Source organism: Romboutsia lituseburensis, from assembly GCF_024723825.1.
Taxonomy (GTDB): domain Bacteria; phylum Bacillota; class Clostridia; order Peptostreptococcales; family Peptostreptococcaceae; genus Romboutsia_F; species Romboutsia_F lituseburensis_A.
The window spans coordinates 523,147-544,934 of the sequence record NZ_JANQBQ010000001.1; the positions used below are offsets into that span (position 1 = coordinate 523,147).

At 27.9% G+C, this 21,788-nt stretch carries 20 protein-coding genes; 2 read left to right on the forward strand and 18 right to left on the reverse strand.

All coding sequences use genetic code 11. From position 1 onward, the window contains the following. Positions 1–197: 197 nt before the first annotated feature. From NWE74_RS02605 to hcp (NWE74_RS02680), 16 genes are all read right to left on the reverse strand, one after another. Complete coding sequence (locus NWE74_RS02605; protein ID WP_258241681.1) at positions 198–743, reverse strand: cupin domain-containing protein; 546 nt, start codon at positions 741–743, stop codon at positions 198–200. 230 nt (positions 744–973) lie between these two features. Then, the gene (gene serS / locus NWE74_RS02610; RefSeq protein ID WP_258241682.1) at positions 974–2,245 is read right to left on the reverse strand and encodes a serine--tRNA ligase; all 1,272 of its coding nucleotides are present in this window, start codon (positions 2,243–2,245) and stop codon (positions 974–976) included. 213 nt (positions 2,246–2,458) lie between these two features. After that, entirely contained in the window at positions 2,459–3,853 is a 1,395-nt protein-coding gene (locus tag NWE74_RS02615) for a restriction endonuclease (RefSeq protein ID WP_258241683.1), read from the reverse strand. Between the two features lie 357 nt (positions 3,854–4,210). Beyond that, positions 4,211–4,969, reverse strand: a complete 759-nt coding sequence (gene arsM / locus NWE74_RS02625) for an arsenite methyltransferase (RefSeq protein ID WP_309137268.1) — start codon at positions 4,967–4,969, stop codon at positions 4,211–4,213. 63 nt (positions 4,970–5,032) lie between these two features. Continuing rightward, positions 5,033–5,773, reverse strand: coding sequence for a metallophosphoesterase family protein (locus tag NWE74_RS02630; RefSeq protein ID WP_258241686.1), 741 nt, complete (start codon positions 5,771–5,773; stop codon positions 5,033–5,035). Positions 5,774–5,811: 38 nt separating this feature from the next. After that, a complete protein-coding gene (locus NWE74_RS02635) occupies positions 5,812–6,174 on the reverse strand; it encodes an ArsR/SmtB family transcription factor (RefSeq protein ID WP_258241687.1) in 363 nt (120 codons plus the stop codon). A 152-nt stretch (positions 6,175–6,326) separates the two neighbouring features. After that, positions 6,327–6,839: a GNAT family N-acetyltransferase gene (locus NWE74_RS02640; protein WP_258241689.1), complete on the reverse strand. Its 513-nt coding sequence runs from the start codon at positions 6,837–6,839 to the stop codon at positions 6,327–6,329. Between the two features lie 88 nt (positions 6,840–6,927). Continuing rightward, entirely contained in the window at positions 6,928–8,001 is a 1,074-nt protein-coding gene (locus NWE74_RS02645) for an ABC transporter permease (protein WP_258241690.1), read from the reverse strand. A gap of 3 nt (positions 8,002–8,004) precedes the next feature. Continuing rightward, positions 8,005–8,736, reverse strand: coding sequence for an ABC transporter ATP-binding protein (locus tag NWE74_RS02650; RefSeq protein ID WP_258241691.1), 732 nt, complete (start codon positions 8,734–8,736; stop codon positions 8,005–8,007). Between the two features lie 11 nt (positions 8,737–8,747). Next, the gene (locus tag NWE74_RS02655) at positions 8,748–9,347 is read right to left on the reverse strand and encodes a TetR/AcrR family transcriptional regulator (protein WP_258241692.1); all 600 of its coding nucleotides are present in this window, start codon (positions 9,345–9,347) and stop codon (positions 8,748–8,750) included. A gap of 300 nt (positions 9,348–9,647) precedes the next feature. Next, positions 9,648–10,130: a prolyl-tRNA synthetase associated domain-containing protein gene (locus tag NWE74_RS02660; protein WP_258241693.1), complete on the reverse strand. Its 483-nt coding sequence runs from the start codon at positions 10,128–10,130 to the stop codon at positions 9,648–9,650. Between the two features lie 114 nt (positions 10,131–10,244). Next, complete coding sequence (locus NWE74_RS19250) at positions 10,245–10,541, reverse strand: ATP-binding domain-containing protein (RefSeq protein ID WP_334304164.1); 297 nt, start codon at positions 10,539–10,541, stop codon at positions 10,245–10,247. A 15-nt stretch (positions 10,542–10,556) separates the two neighbouring features. Next, positions 10,557–10,694, reverse strand: coding sequence for a hypothetical protein (locus tag NWE74_RS19190; RefSeq protein ID WP_330666273.1), 138 nt, complete (start codon positions 10,692–10,694; stop codon positions 10,557–10,559). Between the two features lie 258 nt (positions 10,695–10,952). Beyond that, positions 10,953–11,120 carry a hypothetical protein gene (locus tag NWE74_RS02670; protein WP_258241694.1) on the reverse strand — a complete coding sequence of 56 codons (168 nt, stop codon included), beginning with the start codon at positions 11,118–11,120 and terminating at the stop codon, positions 10,953–10,955. A 680-nt stretch (positions 11,121–11,800) separates the two neighbouring features. Beyond that, complete coding sequence (hcp, locus tag NWE74_RS02675) at positions 11,801–13,522, reverse strand: hydroxylamine reductase (protein ID WP_258241695.1); 1,722 nt, start codon at positions 13,520–13,522, stop codon at positions 11,801–11,803. 271 nt (positions 13,523–13,793) lie between these two features. Next, the gene (gene hcp, locus NWE74_RS02680) at positions 13,794–15,452 is read right to left on the reverse strand and encodes a hydroxylamine reductase (protein WP_258241696.1); all 1,659 of its coding nucleotides are present in this window, start codon (positions 15,450–15,452) and stop codon (positions 13,794–13,796) included. 227 nt (positions 15,453–15,679) lie between these two features. Between hcp (NWE74_RS02680) and asnB the strand changes: the two genes are divergently transcribed. After that, positions 15,680–17,509, forward strand: a complete 1,830-nt coding sequence (gene asnB / locus NWE74_RS02685; RefSeq protein ID WP_258241697.1) for an asparagine synthase (glutamine-hydrolyzing) — start codon at positions 15,680–15,682, stop codon at positions 17,507–17,509. 110 nt (positions 17,510–17,619) lie between these two features. Here asnB and NWE74_RS02690 read toward each other — a convergent pair whose 3' ends face one another. Then, entirely contained in the window at positions 17,620–19,386 is a 1,767-nt protein-coding gene (locus NWE74_RS02690; RefSeq protein ID WP_258241698.1) for an oleate hydratase, read from the reverse strand. A gap of 178 nt (positions 19,387–19,564) precedes the next feature. Next, positions 19,565–20,299, reverse strand: a complete 735-nt coding sequence (locus NWE74_RS02695; RefSeq protein WP_330666275.1) for a TetR-like C-terminal domain-containing protein — start codon at positions 20,297–20,299, stop codon at positions 19,565–19,567. A 168-nt stretch (positions 20,300–20,467) separates the two neighbouring features. On the opposite strand from NWE74_RS02695, the gene glnA reads away from it, so the two are divergent. Next, a complete protein-coding gene (gene glnA, locus NWE74_RS02700) occupies positions 20,468–21,787 on the forward strand; it encodes a type I glutamate--ammonia ligase (RefSeq protein WP_258241699.1) in 1,320 nt (439 codons plus the stop codon). Position 21,788 lies beyond the last annotated feature (1 nt).

A 21,788-nucleotide genomic window follows, 5' to 3' on the forward strand; every position in this document is an offset into this window, starting at 1 on the left:
ATGTTATAATTTACAATATATACGTTTAAGGGGGTATTTTTATGGAATTAGCTAATGTTATAGTAGATGTAGCTGATTTAATAATTACTTTTTTCTCAGATAATGAATGGAAGAAGTTTTTAAGAGTTATAAAGAAACACTAATCTTTATCAATCAAAAAAAGCCAATATTACTTATTGGCTTTTTATTCATATATGTTATAAAATAACTGCAAAAATAACTTTTGCTAGCTCATCATAACTATTTTCCCAACGATGCTTTACACCAGCAGGTACTTTCACGCTATCTCCTTTGAATAATGTAAATTTTTCATCATCAAGATATAAATTTACTTCACCTTCGAGTATGTATGCGATTTCATTTCCGTTATGAAATATATGTTCATTACAAGACGATGATTGTGGAAGTAGATTCATTATAGCAAACTCTAAGTTATCACTATTATCAGGTGCTAAAACTTCATATTCAACACTATCGCTCCCTGGCAAAATAACTTTTTTTCTTTGATTTGATCTTACTATCAAATCTTCCTTTATTACTTCTGAAGTAAAAAATGTAAATAAAGGTGTATTTAAAGCCGTTGCGACTGACTTTAATGAATTTACAGATGGATTAGCAAGACCTCTTTCAATTTGACTAAGTAATGATGGAGTAACATTAGCCTGTTTAGCTAATTCTCTTATACTAATACCTTTACTTTGTCTTATTTGTGATATTCTTTCTCCGATATTTACGTTATTCATACCTTTTCTCCTTATAATAATTCTATTTTGTATTATACCATAATATGGACTATTTTATATTAATCTCTATTTAATTATACTTATTTTAAATTATAAAATATAAAGGATATATCTAAGTTTAAAGATATATCCTTATCTATGATTATTATTAGTCATTAAAATATCCTTCTGGGTCAAAAGTAATCATATTTTAACATCATATAAATTATGACAATTCTTAATAGAGTCGCTTATTTTATAACATCTACACCCATATAAGGTCTTAGTACTTTAGGAACAACAACTGTACCGTCTTCTTGTTGATAGTTTTCTAGTATAGCAGCAAAACTTCTGCCTATCGCTAGACCTGATCCATTTAGTGTATGAGCATACTCTGTTTTAGAGTTTTTATCTCTTTTAAATCTAATTCCTGCTCTTCTTGCTTGGAAGTCTTCACAGTTTGAACAAGAAGAAATCTCAACATATCTGTTATAGCTTGGCATCCAAACTTCTAGATCATATTTAAATGCAGCTGTAAATCCTAAATCTCCAGTACATATTTTAACTACCCTATACGGTAAATTTAACATCTGTAACAATATTTCTGCATTGTGAGTTAACTTTTCTAATTCATTGTAAGATTCTTCTGGTGCTACTATCTTTACCATTTCTACCTTATTGAATTGATGCTGTCTAACTAATCCTCTAGTATCTCTACCTGCAGATCCTGCTTCTGATCTAAAGCATGGTGTATATGCAGTATAGTTTATAGGAAGCTGTTCAAATGACATAATTTGATTAGCATGTATATTAGTTAGAGGAACTTCTGACGTAGGTATTAAATAATAATCTAATCCTTCTATTTTAAACATATCTTCTTCAAATTTTGGTAATTGTCCTGTTCCTAAAAAACTATTTTTATTAGCCATAAATGGTGGTATAGCTTCTGTATATCCTTGTTCTTCTACATTAGTGTTTAAGAAAAAGTTGATTAGTGCTCTTTCAAGCCTTGCACCTAAACCTTTATATAAAGTAAACCTAGATCCTGTTATTTTAGCCCCAGCTTCAAAATCTAATATACCTAAGTTAGTTCCTATGTCCCAGTGAGCTTTATTTTCGAAATTAAATCTTCTCGGTTCTCCCCATTTTCTAATCTCTACATTATCTTCGTCAGTTTCACCTTGAGGAACTTCTTCATTTGGTACATTTGGTATTCTCATTAATTTATACTCTAATTCAGCTTCGACAGCTCTAACTTTTTCATCTAATACTTTTATTTGCTCTGATAGATCTTTCAATTCAGATTTTTCTTGTGTTATATCAAAACCTTTTTTTATAAGATTCGGTATGTTTTTAGAATCTACATTCATTTTATTTTTAAGTACCTCTACCTCTTTAAGCAATCCTTTTCTTTCATCATCCAATAAAACTGCTTCATCTAAATTAAATTCCTTTTCCCCTCTTCTTGCCATAGCCTTTTTAATAGTATCTAAATCTTCTTTAATTCTCTTAATGTCTAGCATAATTATTCCTCCTGTGTTTAAGATTTTAGTATTTCGTTAAATATATCTTACTTTTTTAAATTGTATTAACTATATTTTAGCTCTGGAATACTTCAGTGTCAAATATTTTTTTAATATATTTAATCATATTTAACACTTTTAATACTATATATATTAATACATAAAAAAACACTTTAACTCATAAAATAAATTAAAGTGACTTAAATATTAAAATTAATTTTTTGAAATATATGAATTTATACCATGTCTATTAAAAAGCTCAATTAGTTCATTTCCATTTATAAGCTGTATATTATTTGATGCTGCAAATATCTTACATTGTGGACTAAAATTACTTGTAGATATAAATATACCTTTCATAGCATCTGAGTTTCTTAAAACACATTCAAATTCTCTAAGTTTTGGTATATCAATATTATTTTTATACTTTTTAACCTGACCTATTATTTTTCCACTTACAAGTGGATCTTCATAATGAAATTCACAATCTATTCCACCATCGTTACTCTTATTAGTAGTTACAGCATTATATCCCATTTTTCTAAATAATATAGTAACTAAATCTTCAAATTCATATGGATCAACGTCTAATAGGTTTATGCTATCATTATTTACAATAGATTTATTAAAATGATTACATTTACATATAGGATTTATATATTTAAGCTCTAAATTAGAATTTATATTTATCCTTGCTTGCATTGTCTCTTTTAGACATTTTAATTTGTTAATTCTTTTTACATCTATATATTTAAATTTTTCTTTGTTTATCGTAGCAGATATTATATATGGTTTTATATCTTGCCCTGTAGCTAAGTCTATATCTTCTATATATCCATTAAATACTATATTATCTATATTATTAGGTTTATCAAAATTAAACACTTCACTTATAGTTCTAATAACTATAGAAAATATTACTTCATTATATATACTTTTTATATCTTTTTCTTTTCTTAGTTTAGCTTTTATCTTATCTCCTTTTTGTATATATTCATATTCCTGTACATTTGGTACTATATTATCTTTAGGTAATAAGTAATCTATAACTAAAGTTTTAGTCTCTTTAGAGTATCCAGTAGTTATATATTTCTTAAAATCAAAAGGGTACTTGGACTTAGTGAGTAACTCTTCTTTATATCCAGTTATAATGCTCACATCACCATTTGAGTACAATTGTTTTTTTATATTTATAATTTCATTTACTTGTAATTCATGAGCTTTTATCAAATTTTCTAGCTGTTTTTTTCTTTTATACTCTTTATCTTCGTATATCTTATACTCATTGTTGTATTTACTTTCTATTTCATCTACATATAAGCTATAATGATATTTATGATTTTTAAGTACTTTTTCAAAAAAATTAGCTTTCCTTATTATAGGCTTATTAGGTTCTTTATTTTTTGATAGCAATGCTTTCGGTAGCTGTAATGTATGTATATCTTTTTTTATAAATTCTTCTATTGAGATTATTCTATAATTATCCATTTTATAATTTATTATATTTTCTAGATCTTTTACTCTGTTATCTATATCTAAAGTACTAATTTTAGCCTCTTCATATCTTTTATTTATGTAATCTTCCCTTTGCTGCTGTTTCTCTGACATAACATATGCTCCTTTTAAATAGTCTATATTTAAATTATGTGCATAATGATATTTTTATAATACAAATAGTACTGGTAATTGATTCCTTATATTATTATGTATACATATTTTCAGACAAACTACCTGCGTGTCTAGTAGATATAAGATTACAACTTATAGAACACACGTGGATATTACTAAGCATTTTGGATAATAAAAAATCTAGTTAGAAGCTTTGTATTAGCAAATAACTAGATTTTTTATATTTATTTATAATTAATATTCTAAATAATTCATATAGTAAGCACTTTGAAGTGGTATAGTTTCCTATTGGAAACCTTTAAGTATTTATCTATATTTGAGTAATTTATATTTTTATTATTTATTTGCTGTGACAGATGCAGACATAATGTATTCTCCTACATTTAAATTATGTCCCCATTTTTGTTCGTATTCCTTAGACACTGGCTTAACATCTATTTTTATATTTTTAAATCCTGATTTTTTCAAATAAGCTTCTAACTCTTCAACTGAAGAGGCTCCTGTAACTCAGCCACAATATAATTTTTCATCTTGCTTCATTTGGGTAGTTAAGTCTTTCATAAGAACTATATCTGATATAGACAATCTTCCTCCTGTTTTTAAAACACGATATGTTTCATCATATACCCTCTGTTTATTAGGAGATAAATTTATAACACAATTTGATATTATAACATCAACAATGTTATCTGCTACAGGTAGATTTTCAATTTCGCCTAGCCTAAAATCTACATTCTTATAATTGCCATCTATTGCATTATTTCTTGCTTGATTTAACATTTCATAAGTCATATCTACACCTATAACTAATCCTCTATCTCCAACTTTTTTTGACGCTAAGAAGCAGTCAAATCCAGCCCCACTCCCTAAATCTAGCACTGTTTCACCTTCACTTATATTTGCAACTAAATGAGGGTTTCCACATCCTAGTCCTAAATTAGAATCTTTTGGAACAGTCTCCATATCATCATCAGAGTACCCTATACTTTTAGAAATATCTTCTCCACAACATTTAAGCTTTGATTCTTCCTTTACTATTTTAGAATAACTATCTCTTACTATATTTTTTAAATCACCATTAGTAATGTCTTTCATTAAATAAACACCAGCCTTTTTATATATTATTACATTCAATTTTAATCATATATAATATAAAATTTATTTTGCACTTCCACTTCGTAATAATTTCGCAAAATCATTAGGTAACATCTCTTCTAACTCTATTTCTTTAGCAGACATTTCATAATCATAAGATACTTCTATAATTTCAACATTTACAGCTTCTTTATTAAAATCTTCATTTGTATTTTTAATTTCTATTATTACATAATTAGAATCTGGTTTATTAGTTTTCGGCTTGCCTACACTACCTGCATTGACTAAAAGTTTATCACCATATTGTTTAAAATAAGGTATGTGTGTATGTCCGCATACCAAAATATCTTCTGTTATTTCCTGCATTACTTCTTTAGCTTGGATCGAATCTTCTTTTAAGTATTCATTTATAAGTCTAGTACTTCCATGAACAAATCGTATATTCTTATTATTAAAGCTAATCATAGCGTCTCTTGGTAAGTTTCTTAGATACAGTTTATTCTCTTTAGTAGTTTTTGATAATGTAAAACTCATTGATGCACTTGCTTTTTGTGCATCTTTAGGATCTGGATAATCGCATCCACATACTAACCTATGGTTTCCTATAGCATCATCATAATTTCCCATTATAGTTAATATCTTATTTCTTCTTATAACCTCTATTACTTCATTTGGTCTAGTACCATACCCTACTAGATCACCAGTACATATAACTATATCTATATTTCTAGATTCTATATCTTTAAGTACAGCTTCTAGTGCATAAATATTACTGTGTATATCAGATATTACTGCTATTTTCATTAGTTGCTCCCTTCTATAATACATAGTTATCTTTAAGTTCAATTTGTTTTTGATTTTTCAATTGATTCACAAGATAAACCATTTAATTTGCATCTAGTAGTCTTTATAAAATCCTCTTTTAATTTATCTGTTTTATCTAATTCATTATCCAAAAGCTCTTTTACAAATGGATGTTTATTTAATGTCTCTTCATTTAATTTATAATATACATACTTAGCCTCTTTATAATAAGTTACTAATTTAGCATTCATTAATTTATTTAAATGTCTAGATGCATTTGATTGGCTTAACTCAAGAATTTCTTCGATTTCACAAACACAAAGAGCACCATATCTAAGTATGCTTAATATTCTTAATCTGTTTTCATCTCCAAGAGCTTTTATCATTTGTACTATTTCCATAAAATCACCTCCTACAATCATATTCAATTATACTCATATGATATGATAGAATCTTCTATTTGTAAACCATTTACTACTTATATTTATTAAATTATTCCCTATAAAAATAATGAATCTAGACGCTATAAAAAAATAAGGCTTATATTAAAGCCTTATTTTTTATTTAAAACCTTTTCGAAAGCTATTCTTTCACTTCCATCTTCTACATAAATTATTCCACAGTATTTAAATCCATTTTTCTTAAGTAAGTTTTGCATAACTTTATTATCAGTATGTGTATCTACTTTAAAACTATTAACACCTTTGTCTAAGCAAAGTTGTTCTACATGTTTAAAAATTTGATTTGAAAGTCCTAGCCCTTTATATTTATTATCTACTGCTACTCTATGTACAACTACATATTTGTCATTAGTTATCCATTCACCTTCATAAATAGTTTTATATGTTGGTTCTTTGTTAAATGAAGCTACTGTAGTTGCAACAATTTCATTGTCTTTTAACAATACGTAACTTTCTTCATTATCAATATCATTATTTATAACTTCTTTGTTAGGATAATTATTTTGCCATTGATCAATTCCTTGTTCCTTGAAATGTTCTTGTGCTTGCTTTATAATCTCCATTATTCTATCTGCATCTGTTTTAACTGATTTTCTAAATTCCATGTATACTCTCCCTTTTTCTTATGTAAATGTATTAATACTAGTGTAATAAAAATTTATCTAAAGTTAAAGTATTTACAAGTATTTTCTGCTATAACCTTCTATATTTTTTTAATGCAATTGTATTTAGTACTATAAATAAAATTGCATAACCTAACAATATTAAAACATCTGTACCTACATCAAACAAAGTTGACCCTCTAAGAACTACCCCTGTTAGCGCATCAGCTGCATAAGTTAATGGGAATATCTTTGATAAACCTTCAACCCAAATAGGTGCTTCTCTTAGAGAAAATATTCCACTGAATAGTATCTGAGGTAATATTACAATAGGTATAAACTGAATTAATTGAAACTCTGTCTTTGCAAATGTAGAAAGCAGTGTACCTAAAGAAAGTGAACCAGCTGCTAATAATACATTTATTAAAAGAACTGAAAATGAATTTCCCTTTATTTCTATTCCTAATCCATATACCATAAATAATTGAATTATTATTGTCTGAATCATTACAAAAACACCAAATCCTAAGAAATACCCCATTACAATTTCATATCTTTTTATTGGTGTTGCCATTAGTCTTTCTAATGTTCCGCTTATTCTTTCTCTTAAAAATGCAATACCTGCCAATAAAAATACAAAGAAGAATATGAAAAATCCCATCATCATTGGAGCTATTGAATCAAAAGTATTCATATCAGATGAACCATTTATGTAATTTATCTCATTATCCATCATTTTAATTCCCATCATAGACAGTTTTTCATTTGAAGACATCGTGTCTTTTGTATAATTTGAAAAAGCAGTAGCAACAGATTTTTGAACTGATGCATTTATACTCATCTCTGTTCCTTCTACTGTAGTTATTAGCTTGTTATCACTTATTTGTATTAGTCCATCGTATTCTCTATTTTTAATTTTATCTAGTAAGGCTCCTTCTGAATCACTACTTTTAGTGACATCTCCTTGTTTTTTTAATTCATCTACTAATTCAATGGGGATTTTAGTATTTGTATCTATTAATAATTTCGGATTTTCAATTGTTGCATTTAAAATTACATCAAATAAAAATAATACAAATACTGGCGCAATAAATAAAAGTGCAAGAGATCTTTTATCTCCTATAATTTGCTTAATAATCCTTTTTGACATTGTTAAAGTTCTCATTTACTATTCCCCCTCCTCAGTACTATAGAATAAGAATGCATCTTCTATTGTTTGGCCACCTGATGCAGCTATTATTTCGTTAGGAGATCCTTCAGCTATTATTTTTCCATTTCTAATTAGCGCTAACTTATTACACTTATATGCTTCATCCATAACGTGTGTAGTTACAATAATTGTTCCACCACTGTCTTTAATTCGATTGAACTCATCCCAGAATTTTTTTCTAAGGATTGGATCTATACCAACAGTTGGTTCATCTAAAATTAAAAGCCTTGGGCTATGAACTAGCGCTATTGCAAGAGAAAGTCTTCTTTTCATCCCACCAGAATAATTTTTAACCGGTCTCTTAGCATGCTTTTGCAAATCAACCAATTCTAAGACTTCCATAGCTCTTTGTTTTGCAATTTTGCCTTTTATACCATAAAGTTCTGCAAAGAATAATACATTATCAATTCCTGTTAAATCATCATATAAAGCATCACTTTGAGCCATATACCCTATGTCATTTACTACTTTTAACGTTGGCATCTTTTCATCTAAAACTATTACTTCTCCTTTGACAAATCCCTTCATTCCAATAATAGTCTTTACTAATGTAGTCTTTCCTGACCCAGACGGGCCTAATAATCCAATTATCTCACCTTCTTTAATGTTAAGGTTAATATTGTTTAATATTTTTACCTTGTCATACTCAACATCTAAATTACATACCTTTACTGCTACATTATTACTCATATTCCCACCTCTTAATATTCTTTGAAGAAATTATCTATTAATATATCAATATATCCTTCAATGTCATCATTAAATTTATATTCTATTTGACCTCCCTTTTCAACTAAGGGTAATGCCATCATAGGGAAAAATATAGATCCTACTAATTGAAACATTGTAAAAGTTAAAATTTTATCATCTTCTATGTTTGTAATTTGTTTTATTAAATGCTTTATTTTCCCAAACCCCATTTGATTTACAAATTTTAATAAATCTAATTGTGATTGAAATAATTTATCAGTATCAGCCATAGCCTTTTTAATTATTGATGTATTATCTCCTAATATTTCTACATATCCTAAAAGAAATATCTTTAATTTTTTCTTTGGTTCAATTTCATTATTTTCAAGCGTATTAAATAACTGTTGCATGTCTTTTATAAGTATTTTTAATGCTTCATTTATTAAGTTATCTTTTGATCCAAAATGATAATTAATTAATGCTACATTAACATTTGCTTCTCTAGCTATCTTTCTTATTGTTATACTTTCAATCCCTTCTTTTTTTATAATATCTAATGTTACTTTTAAAATAGTATCCTTTGTAGATAATGCTTTTTCTTCATTATTCATATTATTGTCGCCCTCCAAATTAAACACTGTTTAAAACGTTGTTTAATTTATTATAGATCTATTGGTTGATAAAATCAACTTGTAATTTATTAATTTAAATTACAAGTTGATTTTCACCAAAAGTATTTCTAAGTATGGTTACTTTTTCACCCTAATACTTCACCTCAAGAGGTTTTATTACATTAGGTTTAATCCAATTAAAAATCACCTATAAAAAAATATTCATAGGTGATTTTTATATCAAAATATACTGTAATCATTTAAAAGTATTTTATCTACAGATTAACTTCAATCGATAATTTATATATTTACCTTTGTAACATCGTTACTTATATTCTCTAGAAACTTATTAAAATCTTCTCCTGATATATTAAATGTTTCTGTATTTATAGCAGGATGAAAGTTAAGTTTATTTCCATCTAATAAATCACTATCGATTAATAATTCTACCTGGCTGTCTTTATCATTTATAATACTAAATGGATTTACACTTCCAGGTGTTACTTTTAATAGTTCATATAACTTCTCCGGTGTGTCAAATGAAAGTCGAGTACTTCCTATTTGCACTTTAACATCCTTTAGATTTACTGATTTATCGTGCTTTGCTACTAGCAAATAGTTTTTGCTTTTATTTGAGTTTTTTAAGAATAGATTTTTACAGTGATAACCTGGCATATCTTTAGTTACGTCATAAAACTCTTCTGCTGTAAACACTTCTTTGTGTTCTAATATTTGGTATTTTATATCTAGATCATCTAGTTTTTTATATATATTTTTTTTCATTTATATGACCACCTTTATGTAATAATGCTTTTTAATATTACTCTACCGTACCCTTATTGTAATTTAATGAAAAAGAGTTTACAATTAATTTGTGTAAAATCTAATTAAAAGTTATTACTTTAATAAAGGAGTAATTTCTCCTATATAATATATATTTAACACATGAAGGGCTCTTGTACAGCAAGTGTATAGTAGTAATCTTTCATCTTCACTGTTATATTTTTTATCGCTTGCATCATATATAAAAACTACATCAAATTCAAGACCTTTAGCTAGATATGATGGTATTACTAATACACCATTTACATAGTCGTCATCATCTTTTTCTATAGATACTACATCAACATTATTTGCTTTTAATAAACTATATAGCTCTCTAGTTTCACGAGCTGTTTTTGTAATAATACCAATAGATTTATGCTTCTTTTACTTATAAGCTTTTATATCTTCTATAAGTTTTTCATCTAAAAAGCCAATAACATTAGGTTTATCACCTTGTTTTTCAACATACTCATCATTTATACTCTTCGGAAGAAGTTTTCTAGAAAACTTCGTAATTTCCATTGTTGAACGATAACTTTTTGTTAAGTTTATTATACAAGTGTCATTCTTTAATATATTAACTTTGTTTAAAAAACTACACCAATTATTATAGTAATTAATAAATATTCATAGTCTAAAAAAAGAAGTTATTTATGGTATAATTATAGTGGGATAAAAAAGAGTATAAAAGATATATATATATGTATAAAAATAAGTGTTCAAAAAAACATCTGTTTTTATGAACACTTATTTAATGTTGTGTTTAATTAATATGTATGTTTAGTTTAAATAATTATTTTTAACTCCATACTTCCCTTGCTTAGGAATTAGATCAACATCTGATGATAATTCTACATATTCGATAATATCTTTCATATCTTCTTTATCAAGAGATTTAAATCCATCAATAAATTCCTTAACTATTTCATCCTTTTTATTTTTATCCATATTCTTTTCCTCCCTTATTGATGTTTTTTAATTTACTCCATATAATATAATACCATAAATTTACAAATTATTTTATTTTAATTATATATTTATTTCTACTAGGTACTTTATTTTCGATAACTTCTTTTTATAACATTTAATATTTAAAACATCATCATCTAACTTATTAATAAATTTATCTTTCTTATTATTTACTAACGTTCTATAACTCCCTACAAGCATTTAAAAAGTATCTATATATATTTGTAGACTCTACTCTTCTAACCTACCCATACTGTTATCAAGTTATTTACTGATTTTATATAATTCATCATTTGTAAATTTATGATAAACATTGTATAATCACTTTATAAAGTTTAAAGAGGTGGTTACTTGAGATTAACAGAAAAACAATTATTTATAGTAATGTTTTCAGCTATTATAATATTACATTTATTTGACTCCTTATTCTTAACTAATACAAATTTTAGTTCCTACAAGCTAGTAATTCTACTATTTATGACAATACTAATAATCCAATTATTTGGTGATATGTTACGAAATCATAAATCATATAAACTTAAAGATTACATAGGATCTTTCTCTCTTCTAGTTCTTATGATCTTATTTATTAAAGCCACTATATAAAAATAAGATACCCTCTCACATTAAGTTGATGAGATGGCATCTTATTGATTTTATTATCCTAAGAACATTTTTAAATCATCTTCAACATTTGTTATTCCACCAATTCCAAAGTTTTCAATTAGTACATTAGCTACATTTGGTGATAAAAATGCTGGTAATGTAGGCCCTAAGTGAATATTTTTAACACCTAAGTATAATAGTGATAATAATACTATTACAGCCTTTTGCTCATACCAAGCTATATTGAATGCTATTGGCAATTCATTTATATCTTGAAGTTCAAATACTTCTTTTAATTTAAGAGCTATTAAAGCTAATGAATACGAGTCATTACATTGACCTGCATCTAATACTCTTGGTATACCGTTTATATCACCTAAGTTTAGTTTATTGTATTTATACTTAGCACATCCTGCTGTAAGTATTACAGTATCCTTTGGTAGTGCCTTTGCAAAATCTGTGTAATAGTTTCTTGATTTAGCTCTACCGTCACACCCTGCCATTACAAAGAATTTCTTTATTGCACCTGTTTTTACTGCTTCTACAACCTGGTCTGCAAGTGCAAATACTTGATTATGAGCAAATCCACCTATTATTTCTCCAGTTTCTATTTGTTTAGGAGGAGCACATTTTTTAGCTTGTTCTATTATTTGTGAAAAATCTTTATTGTCTTCACTTATACCTTTTATATGCTTAACTCCAGCAAATCCTGCTGCACCTGTAGTATATATTCTATTCTTATAGCTATCCTTTGGTGGTACTATACAGTTTGTAGTCATTAGTATTGGACCATTAAAACTTTCAAATTCTTCTTTTTGCTTCCACCAAGCATTTCCATAATTACCTGCAAAGTGAGAATATTTTTTAAATGCTGGATAGTAATGAGCTGGTAGCATTTCTGAGTGAGTATATACGTCAACACCTGTTCCTTCTGTTTGCTTTAATAATAACTCTAAATCTTTTAAGTCATGCCCTGATACAAGTATACCTGGGTTATTTCTTACGCCTATATTTACTTTAGTTATTTCTGGGTGTCCATAAGTTCCTGTATTTGCACTATCTAAAAGTGCCATACCATCTACCCCTACTTTACCCGTTTCTAATGTTAATGCTATTAATTCATCTATGCTTAAGTTATCATCTAAAGTCTTAGCTAATGTTGATTGCATAAATGCATTTACATCTTCATTATCATATCCTAATGCATTAGCATGTTTCATATATGCAGACATACCTTTAAGACCATATATTATTAACTCTCTTAAGCTTCTTATATCTTCATCTTTAGTTGCAAGTACTCCTACCTTAGTTGATTTTGCATCTAATAATTTGTCTATATCAACAGATTCTTTTCCACTTCCAAGTATAGCACCTTTTATCTTGCTTAATAAATTTACTTTAACATCCATTTCAGCATTTGAAGTTGCATTCCATAATGCTGCTTCTGATAAATTCTTTTTATTTTTTAATTTAGATAATAAAGACTCTTTAACAGTTAAAGTTTCTTTAACTCTTGCATAAAAGACTGCATCATCAAAGTTTGCATTTGTTATTGTAGTAAATAAATTTATAGTTATTAAATGATTTATTTCAGAATCTATTGAATTTCCTTCTGATCTAAGTCTTGTTGTTACTTCTGATAATCCCTTTGTTGTATATATTAATAGATCTTGCATTCTTGCTAAATCTGGTGATTTTCCACATACTCCAAACTTTGTACATCCGCTACATCCCGCGGTCTCTTGACATTGATAACAAAACATTAAATTTTCCATTTATATATATCCTCCAAATGTGTATTTTATATACTCTTTTTAATGTATAAAAATATTTTTTAATTTTTAATTTAATAAGTATACTCAAATTATACACAAGATGATTTATATATTCCGTAACGTAAGTTACATTTTAAGCAACGAATTTGACTTAATAATCAAAGACTTTATACGTTGCTTAAAATGCTATTTATTGTTATCTATAAAATTAATATATATTTATTATATCTGCTAAATAACTATATTTATATTCTAGATATATTTTATTGACTTATTTAGTAGGTACTTCTAAACATGATGCTAAGTCTTTTTCTGGTGTACTTATAGGTTTTATATCAAATGCATCAACTAAGTATTGAAGTACATTTGGACTTAAGAATGCTGGTAATGATGGCCCAAGATATATACCTTTTATACCTAATGATAAAAGTGCTAATAAATCTGCAACTGCTTTTTGTTCATACCATGATAATATTATAGAAAGTGGTAAACTATTTACATCTGTATCAAAAGCATCTACTAGAGCTAAGGCTATTCTTACAGCTGAGTAAGCATCATTACATTGACCTACATCTAATAATCTAGGAAGCCCTGCTACTTCACCAAATTCTAATTTATTGAATCTATATTTACCACAAGCTAATGTAAGTATTATACAATCATTTGGAACTTGTTTAGCAAACTCTGTGAAATAGTTTCTTCCAGGTCTTGCACCATCACATCCACCTATTAAGAAGAAGTGTCTTAATTTTCCTGACTTAACTGCATCTATTATAGCTGGTGCATTGCTTAAAGTAGCATTATGACCAAATCCAACTAATATTTCTTTAGGTTCTTGGTCTTCTTTAAATCCTCCAAGCTCTAAAGCTTTATTTATTATTTCACTAAAGTCTTTTTCTCCATTTTCAGTTTTTCCTATATATTTTACTCCATCCCATCCAACTACACTTGTTGTAAATATTCTATCTTTGTATGAATCTCTAGGCTTCATAAGACAGTTTGTAGTCATTAGTATACAACCTGGTATGTTATCAAATTCTTTTTGTTGATCTTGCCAAGCACCACCAAAGTTTCCTGCTAAGTGAGGATACTTATTAAGCTCTGGATATCCATGGCAAGGAATCATTTCACCATGTGTATATATATTTATTCCTTTTCCTTCTGTTTGCTTTAAAAGCATCTCTAAGTCTTTTAAATCATGTCCTGAAACAACTATAAATGGCCCTTTCTTTACATGAACATTTACTTTATGAGGCGCTGGATTTTTATATATCGTAGTGTTTGCTTCATCTAGTTTTTGCATAACAGCAACACTCATATCTCCTGTTTTTAGAGTCCAAGTTATTAGATCTTCTACTGTTAGATTATCATCACAAGTTGCAGCTAAAGCTCTAAAATAAAATTCATCAACTTGATCATTATAGTATCCTAATTCTCTAGCTTGGTGCCCATATGCAGATATTCCTTTTAATCCATATATTATAGTTTGTCTTAAAGAACGTATATCTGCATCTAAATTTTGATCATACATTATACCTGCACGTTTTGCATCTTCTAACATTTTATCTCTAGTGTCACTTAAATTATATGTAGCTTGCTCACAACAGTTTTCACAAGTTGATACCTTACTTCTTAAGTTTTGCTTTATTTGTTGAGACTTTTTTAACATCTCTTCATGAACATCACCATCAAAGTTAACATTTGTAAGTGTTGTAAATAAAGAATTTTCAACAAAGCTAACTATATCTTTATCTATTTTTTCACCTTTTTTTATTAACTCATTTACATAACAACTTATTCCTTTTGCTTGATATATAAGTAAATCTTGAAGAGCTGCTATTTCTGGTGTTTTACTACAAACACCTACCTTAGTACAGCCTTTTCCACCTGCCGTTTGTTCGCATTGATAACAAAACATTGGATAATCCATATTTGTACACTCCTTTTTAACATTTTAGTATTATCTTTTCCTAAAATGTTAAAAATATAGTTGTTGACGTTGCTTTTAAGATTAATATTTTTATAAATCATTAACAAAATATATAAATTTGCATATATTATACTAAGAGACAAAGGCGTCATCTTAAAATATCAAGAAGGTATTTTAGGTAACGTCTATTTTTTTGTTTAAATATATACATCTTAGGAGGATTTTAAATGTGTTCAATATGTGGAATAATCGACTTTAAAAATAAAGATAATCTAAATAAATATATATTACTAGAAATGGGTAAGGAATTAAGCCATAGGGGTCCTGACCAAAACGGTGTGTTTATTAATGATAAGGTTGCTTTTCAACACAATAGATTAGCAATAATGGACTTAGAAAATGGTCTTCAACCTATGACTAGATATTTTCAAGGCAATGAATACACTATAATTTACAATGGTGAAATTTACAATACACCAGAATTAAAATCAGAACTAGAAAGCTACGGAATAGAATTTAAAACTAATTGTGATACAGAAGTAGTGCTTTATTCTTATATAGTATTCAAAGAAGAATGTGCTGAAAAATTAAATGGAATATTTGCATTTGCTGTATTTGATAAAAGTAATAATGAAGTTTATATAGCTAGAGATAGATTCGGAATTAAGCCTTTATTTTATACTCAAGTAGGAACGTCACTATTGTTTGCTTCAGAAATAAAAGCATTACTTAAACACCCTAAAGTAAATGCTAATTTAGATAAAGAAGGTTTATGGCAACTATTTTACTTAGCTCCTATGAAAATAAGCGGTACAAGTGTATTTAAAGATATACACGAAGTTAAGCCAGCTCATTTTGGAATATATAAAGATAATCACTTTGACTTGAAACAATACTGGAACTTAGAAGCAAAAGAATTTGTAGGAACTGAAAAGGATGCTATAGAAAACACTAGATACTTAGTAACTGATGCAATTAATAGACAGTTAGTTTCAGATGCTCCTCTATCTACATTTTTATCAGGTGGTCTAGATTCATCCATAATAAGTTCTGTGGCTAGTCAAAAATATAAAAATGAAGGTAATATACTTGGAACATATTCTTTTGAATACAAAGGAAACAAGGAAAACTTTAAAAATACAATTTTCCAACCACAATCAGATGATGAATATGCAAGATATCTAGCTCATTATCTAAGAACAGACCACAGAATTTTAACTGCAGATATATCTGACATAACAAGTTTATTATTTGATGCTGTTAAATATAGAGATTTACCTGGAATGGCAGATATAGACTCTTCTCTTTTATACTATTGCTCTAAGGTAAAAGAACATCATACAGTTGCTTTATCTGGAGAATGTGCTGATGAAATATTTGGTGGCTATCCTTGGTTTTATAGAAAAGAAATGTTAGAGCGTGACTTCTTCCCTTGGATACATGATCCTCATACTCGTATAAGCTTATTTGATGATACTATAGTAAAAAGAAAAGAAGGATATGAGTTTGTAAAAGAAGTTTATAAAAATAGTGTTAATGAATGTAGTATGCTCGATAGTGATAATGCTAGCATGAAACAAAGTAGAATAGCTACTTGGTTATCTACTCAGTACTTTATGACTTCACTTCTTGAAAGAAAAGATAGAATGAGTATGGCCAGTGGTGTTGAAGTAAGAGTGCCATTTGCTGATCACAGAATATTAGAATATGTATTTAATGTTCCTTGGGAGTATAAATTTGAAAATGGAGTTGAAAAATCACTTCTAAGAAATGCTATGCATGACTGTTTACCTGATAAAATTTTAAATCGTAAAAAAAGCCCTTATCCAAAAACTCATAATCCACAATATGAAGAATTAGTTACTAAGTTATTAAGAGAAAAGCTAAAAAATCCTAACTCTGTACTTGCTAATATAATAGACTCTCATGCTTTAGATAATATATTACAGTACGAAAATATAACTTGGTTTGGCCAATTGATGTCAAAGCCACAACTTATTGCATGGCTTGTTCAACTTGATTATTGGTTTGATTTATACAATATAAATATATTATAGTTAATTAAATTAACTTCTAAATTATAAAAAGGTTATGTCTTAATATTAAAACATAACCTTTTTGTTTGTTACCTATATTATTAAATTTAACCCTTAATAGATAATTTATCTTATATTAATTTGTATCTTTCTAATAACTCTTCAATTATAGTCCCTGAAATTTCTTTCATTGCAGATTTTACCTTAAGCTTAGTTGCCATTGGTAATTTAACATCTGTAAGCTTCTTACCATCTAGCATTTTCGCTGTTGAATCTAAAAGTACTCTAATATCATAGCAAGAAGCAAATACCTCAGGAACTCCTCTATCAACGTTAAGCAAAGTATAAACAGCTTCCATAGCAGTTCTTACAGAATATTCTGTTGTAAATACTGTATCACGAACAGTATCTGAGAATTGACCAATAAATGCAAAGTTTACACTATTTTCTGGTACAATCTTTGGTCTATCTCCCGATGTTCTTGGCATAAAAAATGAAGTAATATATGGCATCATACAAGGAATACAATGTGCTGAATTTGCCATATCAGGTATTTCTTCAACAGGAACTCCTAAATGATATAGCCACTCTTGAGTGATTTCATTGCCACTACATTCTTTCATAGGCTTTTTAATAAAGTCTCCTTCAACATTTGTAAATAATCCATAAACCCATACTACAAGTTGATTATCTGCTTGTTCTTTAAAGTGTGGTTGACGATTTAAAGTATAACTCATTAACCAAGATGAATCTTTAACTGTAACAATTCCACCTGTAACAACTTTTCCACTAAATGGATTACGCTTACATACTTTTTCTATATATGGAGGTATTCTATTATCTAAAGTAGTTATAGTAGCTGATTCCCAGTTAGTTTGATCTATATTAGTACAAAACTTATCTGGTCTACCAAAAGCTGGATCTTGTGCTGCAATATTTCTCCATAGTCTCCAACAAGCACCTTCTGAAGTATTTAAACCAGGTGCATTACTATCATCTCCAAGAGTTGAGTTTTCTGTACAACTACCATTTGTAATAAATACTAAATCATCTTCTACTAAATCAATGGTTTCTTCTTTTCCATTATGAGTACAAACTATTTGTTTAGCTACTTTTTTATCATCATTTATTTCAAATATTACATTATTAACTATCGTATTATATTGGAAATGAACGCCATGAGCTTCTAAGTACTTAATCATTGGAAGAATTAATGATTCATACTGATTATATTTAGTGAATTTTAATGTTGAGAAATCAGGAAGCCCACCAATATGATGAATAAATCTTTGTATATATAACTTCATTTCTAAAGCACTGTGCCAATCTTCAAACGCAAACATAGTTCTCCAGTATAGCCAGAAGTTTGATTCAAAGAATTCTTGTGTAAATACATCTTTGATTTTCTTATCATATAATGATTCATTTCTAGACATAAATAACTGTATTATCTCCATAGATGCTTTATCGCTTAATGTAAATTTACCATCAGTATGAGCATCTTCTCCTCTGTTAACTGTCGCTCTCATTAATGAATAATTTGGATCTTTTTTGTTTAACCAATAGTACTCATCCAGTACTGAAATTCCTTCTGTTTCTATTGAAGGTATTGATCTAAATAAATCCCATAAACATTCAAAGTGGTTTTCCATTTCACGACCACCACGTATTATAAATCCCTTTTGCAAATCTTTAATACCATCACAAGCTCCACCAGCAATATCTAACTCCTCTAGTATATGGATATGTTCACCTTTCATTTGACCATCACGAACTAAAAAACATGCAGCAGCTAAAGATGCTAACCCTGCTCCAACTAAGTATGCTGACTTTCTATCTACACCTTCTGGTTTTTGCGGACGTGCAAATGCTTCATAATTTCCATTGCTATAATACATTAAAAATCAACCCCTATGTTTTTTTATTATTTATTAACATAGTATTCTGTTTTGATTTTTTATTATATATACAATATTGTAGCTATGTAAAATATTTAGCCATACACTTAAAAGTGTAAAAAAACTAGACATATAATAACATTTGTCTAGTTTGTCCTTTTGTATTTACTTTAATATATTAATTGTCTGTTCTATATCTTTCTAAAGCTTCTTCTATATTTCCATAAATTAATGTATTTAATCTATCAATAATATCTTTTGGATTTTCTTTCATTCCTTTTTTTATCCAATCAAGCAAAATACCTACAAAAGCATATTTATAAAAGTCTGCTATAAATATTTTATCTTTTTCTCTAATAGGTATGTCTTTTGATTTTTCCTCAATTACTCCCATTAATAACGTATATGTTTCATTATATAGATATCTTTCTAAGTACTCTCTACTTACAGAATTAAAAGTATTTAAGGCAAATGATTTATTTTCTAAAATATAGTTAAATATATGATTAAACCCCTGCTGCCAAGTGTCATATGTCTTTTTTCCATCTAAGGCTTTGCTAGCTTCATGTGTATAAATCCACTCTAACAAATCATAAATATCCTTAAAATGATAGTAAAATGTTTGACGATTAACTTCACAATCCTCAGTAATGTCTATAACCTTTATCTTATCTAAGGGCTTTTGTGATAACATCCTTTTTAATGATGCTGCAAATGCCTTTTTCGTAATTTGAGACATAAAAATTCCCCCAACTATATTATTTTGATTACTACTAATATACAGTATATCATCTATATAATTAAATATATTAAGTTTATTTTGCTTAAAATTACTAAACCATCTAAAAAATTTATAGATGATTTTTGATGTAACTGCACTCTTCCATGCATTTTGAGCAACGGACGATATCATTCATAAACAACGACCTCCATTTATATAATTATAATAAGTTTTTAAAAATCAATAAAATGCAAAAAAGGCACCGTAGATTTAATATCTACAGCGCCTTTGCTGATAATATATTATATTAAAATATCGTTAAATGGTGCATGTTTTTCTAAAATTGGGAGGAATTATTAAATGAGTAATATTATTAATGATGTATTAGATTTTACTAAAGAAAATGATGTGAAATTTATAAAACTTTCATTTTGTGATATATTTGGAAGTCAGAAAAACATTTGTATAACATCAGAAGAGCTACCTCGTGCTTTTGAACATGGAATATCGTTTGATGCATCAGCTTTAAAAGGCTTTATGAATGTTGAAGAATCTGATTTATTTTTATTCCCTGATCCAACAACTTTATCTATACTTCCTTGGAGACCAGAACAAGGAAGAGTTGTTAGGTTATTTTGTGATATAAAACATCCAGATAAAACACCTTTTGAAGGTGATGGACGACATATCCTAAAAAAAGCAATAAAAAAAGTTACTGATATGGGATATGTTTGCAAAATAGGTCCTGAATGTGAGTTTTATTTATTTGAGCTAAATGAAAAGGGCTACCCTACTAAAATACCCCATGATTTTGCTGGATACTTTGACTTAGGTCCATTTGATAGAGGGGAAAATGTACGTCGTGAAATTTGTTTAGCATTAGATGAAATGGGAATAATTCCAGAAAGTTCACACCATGAACAGGGGCCAGGTCAAAATGAAATCGACTTTAAGTATAGCAATGCCTTAGATGCTGCTGATAATTTAATTACCTTTAAATCTATTGTAAAATCAGTTGCTAATAGGCACGGTCTATTTGCATCATTTATGCCAAAACCTATTTTAGATAAAAGTGGAAGTGGACTTCATGTTAATATATCATTATTTAAAAATGGTATAAATATATTTGATAAAGAAATTAAAGAAAGCTATGGTATTGCTCAAAGTTTTATGGCTGGTATATTAACTCATATAGATGAAATAACTGCTTTTTTAAATCCATTAACAAACTCTTATTATAGATTGGGATACTTTGAAGCACCTAAATATATTACTTGGTCTTGTCAAAATAGATCTCAACTTATAAGAATTCCTGCTGCTAAAGGAATTTATAGTAGAATGGAGCTTCGTTCTCCAGATCCATGTTGTAATCCATATATAGCATTTGCACTTATAATAAATGCTGGACTTGATGGTATAAAAAACAACCTAAAGCTTACTAATCCTTGTAATCTAAACTTATATGCTGCTTCTTTTGAAGAATTAAAAGATATAGCTTCATTGCCTACAAATCTAAGAGATGCACTACAAAAAGCTAAAGAAAGTAATTTTGTTAAATCTGTACTTCCGCCTAACACACTAAAAAAATATATAGACTATAAAGATCAAGAATTTGAAGCATATTTATACGCTTCGAATAAAGAAACTATCGAAGAAAAGTTGTATTTCCAAACTATGTAAA